The 4,320-nt window shown below is 72.2% G+C and carries 3 protein-coding genes and 1 pseudogene; 1 reads left to right on the forward strand and 3 read right to left on the reverse strand.

Features of this window, described 5'->3' with window-relative positions; genetic code table 11:
* Positions 1 to 137: 137 nt before the first annotated feature.
* Positions 138 to 2,405 (reverse strand): MMPL family transporter, encoded by a 2,268-nt coding sequence (locus ACFWR9_RS39315; RefSeq protein WP_383851499.1) that lies wholly within the window; start codon positions 2,403 to 2,405, stop codon positions 138 to 140.
* Positions 2,406 to 2,802: 397 nt separating this feature from the next.
* Here ACFWR9_RS39315 and ACFWR9_RS39320 point away from each other — a divergent pair, with 397 nt between their 5' ends.
* The gene (locus ACFWR9_RS39320) at positions 2,803 to 3,351 is read left to right on the forward strand and encodes a DUF1697 domain-containing protein (RefSeq protein WP_383851502.1); all 549 of its coding nucleotides are present in this window, start codon (positions 2,803 to 2,805) and stop codon (positions 3,349 to 3,351) included.
* A 22-nt stretch (positions 3,352 to 3,373) separates the two neighbouring features.
* Here ACFWR9_RS39320 and ACFWR9_RS39325 read toward each other — a convergent pair whose 3' ends face one another.
* Both ACFWR9_RS39325 and ACFWR9_RS39330 read right to left on the reverse strand, forming a co-directional pair.
* Entirely contained in the window at positions 3,374 to 4,111 is a 738-nt protein-coding gene (locus tag ACFWR9_RS39325) for a sirohydrochlorin chelatase (RefSeq protein ID WP_383851504.1), read from the reverse strand.
* An 8-nt stretch (positions 4,112 to 4,119) separates the two neighbouring features.
* Positions 4,120 to 4,320, reverse strand: a pseudogene (locus ACFWR9_RS39330) (ABC transporter permease); the annotation flags it as partial.

Genomic DNA, 4,320 nt, shown 5'->3' on the forward strand with positions numbered 1-4,320 from the left:
TGGGCGGGCCGGGGGGGGCGGCCTACTATTCGGCGGAGCGACGGCCCGCCGCGTGGGCGTCCCCGCCCCCGGCAGCGGCGCGGGGGCCCCCGGCGTTTCAGCAGAGACGGGGCGGGCCCCGCGGCAGCGGTGGCCGGTCAGACCTCCACCCGCTCACCCCGCTCCCCGCGCTCGCCCTCGTCGTCCCGGGCCGCCGGAGCGATCGCCTCGGGAGCCTCGTCGTGGGTGAGGTCCGGCAGCCGGTGCAGCCACTTCGGCAGGTACCAGTTGCGCTCACCGAGCAGGGACATCACGGCCGGCAGCAGGACACCCCGGATGATCGTCGCGTCGATCAGCACTGCCGCCGCCAGGCCCACGCCCATCTGCTTCATGGACTGCATGGACAGCGTCCCGAAGATGGCGAACACCGCGACCATGATGACGGCGGCACTGGTGACGACCCCCGCCGTGGTGACCACCCCGTGCCGGATCGCGTCCGCCGTGCTCCGCCCGCGCAGCCGCGCCTCACGGATCCGCGAGACCACGAACACGTGGTAGTCCATCGACAGGCCGAACAGGATCACGAAGAGGAACAGCGGCAGCCACGTGATGATGGCGCCCACGCCCTCCGCGCCCACCAGCGAAGCGCCCCAGCCGTGCTGGAAGACGGCGACCAGGATGCCGTAGGCGGCGCCCACCGACAGCAGGTTCAGCACGATCGAGGTGAGCGCGACGGTCAGCGAGCGGAAGGACAGCAGCATCAGCAGGAAGGCGAAGACCACCACGAACACGAAGACCGGCAGGACCGAGCCGACCAACTGGTCGTTGAAGTCCTTCGATCCGGCGACCTGACCGGTGATCGGCGCCTCGACGCCGTCGACCTTGCCCAGCGTGGCCGGCCGCACCTCGTCCCGCAGCTTGACGAGGCTCTCGCCCGCCTTGTCCTGGTCGGAGCCGCCGACCAGCGGGACGTAGACCAGGGCGACGTTCTGCTCGTCGTGCATCGTGACGTCGACCGGTCCCCGCGAGGCACCCGAACTCACCGCCCGCTCACGGAAGTCGGCGAGCGCGGCCCGCACCTCCGGTGCGTTGATGTCGTCGGCCTTCACGACCACCTCGGCCGGGTCCGACCCGCCCGGGAAGGCCTCGTTGACCCGGTTGTACGTCTGCACGATCGGCAGCGAGTCGCCGAACTCCTGGTCCAGCGTGAGGTTCTCCGTCTTCATGCCGATCGCCGGCGCGGCGACGGCCAGCAGCGCGCCGGTGGCCACCACGGCGGCGAGCAGCGGCTTGGCCAGGACGCGGTTCAGGACCGCGGTCCAGAACCGGCTGCCCTCGGAGGTGCCGCCCTTGCGGCGCCGGCGCAGGAACGGCAGGCGGCCCTTCTCGACCCGGTCGCCCAGCAGGGACAGCAGCGCGGGCAGCACCGTCACCGAGCCGACCATGGCGACCGCGACCACCATCAGCGAGGCCAGGCCCATCGCCTCGAACTCGGCGATGCCGGTGAACAGCATGCCCGCCATCGCCACGCACACCGTGACACCGGAGACGACGATCGCCCGGCCACTGGTGGCGGCGGCGATCCTGAGCGCGGTCTGCGCGTCCCGGCCCGCGGCGCGCTCCTCGCGCTCACGGCGCAGGTAGAACAGGCAGTAGTCGACGCCGACGGCCAGACCGACCAGCAGCATCACGGAGTTGGCGGTCTCGCTCATCGGCTGGAAGTGGCTGACCAGGGCCATCAGACCCATCGTCGCGATGATCGCGGTGATCGCCAGCGCCACCGGCACCAGCGCCGCCACCAGCGCCCCGAACGCGACGAGGAGGATGCCGAGCGCCACCGGCACCGCCGAGTACTCGGCCTTCTTGAAGTCGTCGCCGAACGCGTCGTCGAACGTCTTCATCATGCTGGCGCCGCCGATCTCCTCGATCCGCAGCGACTGGTGCTCCTTCTGGACGTCCGCGACGGCGTTCAGCACCGGCTCGACCCGGTCGCCCGCGGTGTCCGCCTCGCCGCGCATGTCGAACCGCACCAGCGCGCTGCGGCCGTCCTTCGAGATCGTCTCGGCCTCGTACGGGGTGGTCACCCCCGTGACCTGCCCGGTCCCCTCCACCGCCGTGACGACCGCGGTGACCGCGGCGCGGAACTCGGCGTCCGTCGCCTTGAGGCCGCCGTCCTTCGCCTGGATGAGGACGGACTCACCGGCCGGTTCCTCGATCCCGGCGTCCTCGACGATCTGCGCGGCGGTGTGCGTCTCGCCGCCCATCTGGTCGCTGTCCTTGACGTCGACCCGGCCGGCCGCCGACCCGAGCCCCATCGCGAGGACGACGAACAGGACCCAGATGCCGACGGCGGCCCATCGGTGTCTGGCGCTCCAGCCGCCGGCCCGCGCGGCTATGCCCCGCACCCGTGTGTCTCGGTTCCGCATGACCGGCCTGCCCCCTGGTGAGCGGCGACGGCCCCCTGCCGTCCCCTTGCGTTTCGAAGGTATGGCCCGCGTAAGAACGCCGCGTCGTGCTCTTTGGTGACGTGTCGCGGCGGCGGGTCATCCCTCCGGACCGCCGTGTCTCACCGCTGAGGAGGACCCCGGTCCCTTACATCTACCGGGGTCGCCGGGGCGTGGGGTCAGGGAGCCAGGGAGCGCCGGATCGCGCCGGAACCCTTTCGCAGACCTGTTGTTTAAGTCACAGGTGTGTGTACAGGTGCGTGTAGTGGTTGAACCCCGCACACCGCATCGGCGAGAGTGGCGCGCACGTCCGCCGCCGCGCGGACCCGGCCGTCGTGCCCGCCCCCACGGGGCACGACGGCCGTTCTATGGTGTGCCCATGACGACGATGTACGCGGCGCTGCTGCGCGGGATCAATGTCGGCGGGGCGAGGAAGCTCCCGATGGCCGACCTGCGCGCGCTCCTGACGGACCTCGGCCACGACGCCGTACGCACCCATCTCCAGAGCGGACAGGCCGTCTTCGCCGCCGCCCACGGGGACGAGGAGTCCCTGGCCGCCGAGTTGGCGGGGGCCATCGAGAAGCGCTTCGGCTTCGCGGTGGACGTGATCGTGCGCGACCACGCCTATCTGAAGGCCGTCGCCGAGGCGTGCCCGTTCCCGGCCGCCGAACTGGAGGCCAAGCAGCTGCACGTCACCTACTTCTCCGCCCCCGTGGACGCGGAGCGCTTCACCACGGTCGACGCGCCGGCCTTCCTCCCGGAGGAGTTCCGCCTCGGCGACCGCGCCCTCTACCTCTACGCGCCGGACGGCCTCGGCCGCTCCAAGCTCGCCGATGCCCTCGCGCGGCCCCGCGTGAACAAGGGCGTGGTCGCGACCACCCGCAACTGGAACACCGTCGTCAAACTCGTGGAGCTGACCGGGTCCTAGCGCCGGGCGCCCGGCCCTGGCCTCAGGCCCCGACCGCCGCCAGTACCGGCGTCCGCGCCGCGTCGTACCGCTCAAGGAGCACCCGCGCCACCTCCGGGGAGGGGCCGAGGACGTCCGCCAGTACGTCCGCCCCGGCCGCGCCCCGCGCGATCCGGTCCGGCAGGCGGCCGGGCGCGAGGACGTACGGGGCGACGGCGACGCGTGCGCAGCCCAGCGCGCGCAGCTCCCGTACGGCGTCCTCGGTGCGGGGGAGGGATGCGGAGGCGAACGCAGGCCGCACGGCGCACCAACCGGAGCGCCGCCACTCCCGCGCGATTTCTGCGATCACTGCGATCGCCTCCGGGTCGGAGGACCCCGCCGAGGCCAGGACGACCCCGGTCGAGGACTTGTCGGCGGGCGTGAGGCCCGCCTCGTACAGCCGCCGCTCCAGCGCCGCCAGCAGCAGCGGCGAGGGGCCGAGCACCTCCGCCTGCCGGATCCTGAGCCGCGGCGAGGCGTCCGCCAGGACCGCCGGGATGTCCGCCTTGGCGTGGAAGGCGCGGGTCAGCAGCAGCGGCAGCGCCACCACGTCCCGCACCCCCTCCGTCGCCAGGGATTCCAGCACGCCCGGCACGGAGGGCACGTTGAAGTCGAGGAAGCCGGTCTCCACCCGTACGTCGGGGCGCAGCGCCCTGACCCGGCGGACCAGGGCGTGCACGGTCGCGGCGTGCCGCGGGTCGCGGCTGCCGTGGGCGATGACCAGGAGGACCGGTGCGGACATGGCGTACCTCAGCTCTTCACCAGGAGACCGCGGCTGCGCAGCACCCACCGCTCCAGCGGGCTGAAGATCAGCAGGTCGATGGCGATACCGACGATCAGGATGAGCAGGATGGCTTCGAAGACCATGGCCATGTCGCTGGCGTTGCGGCCGTTCTCCAGCAACTGCCCCAGGCCGATGCCGAGGTCGGGGAAGGAGGCGATGATCTCGGC

Source organism: Streptomyces sp. NPDC058534 (assembly GCF_042717365.1).
Classification (GTDB): Bacteria; Actinomycetota; Actinomycetes; order Streptomycetales; family Streptomycetaceae; genus Streptomyces.

Excerpts from the sequence above, each read along its gene's own strand:
- ACFWR9_RS39315 (WP_383851499.1), bottom strand. The coding sequence starts at position 2,405 with ATGCGGAACCGAGACACACGGGTGCGGGGCATAGCCGCGCGGGCCGGC.
- ACFWR9_RS39320 (WP_383851502.1), top strand. The coding sequence starts at position 2,803 with ATGACGACGATGTACGCGGCGCTGCTGCGCGGGATCAATGTCGGCGGG.
- ACFWR9_RS39325 (WP_383851504.1), bottom strand. The coding sequence starts at position 4,111 with ATGTCCGCACCGGTCCTCCTGGTCATCGCCCACGGCAGCCGCGACCCG.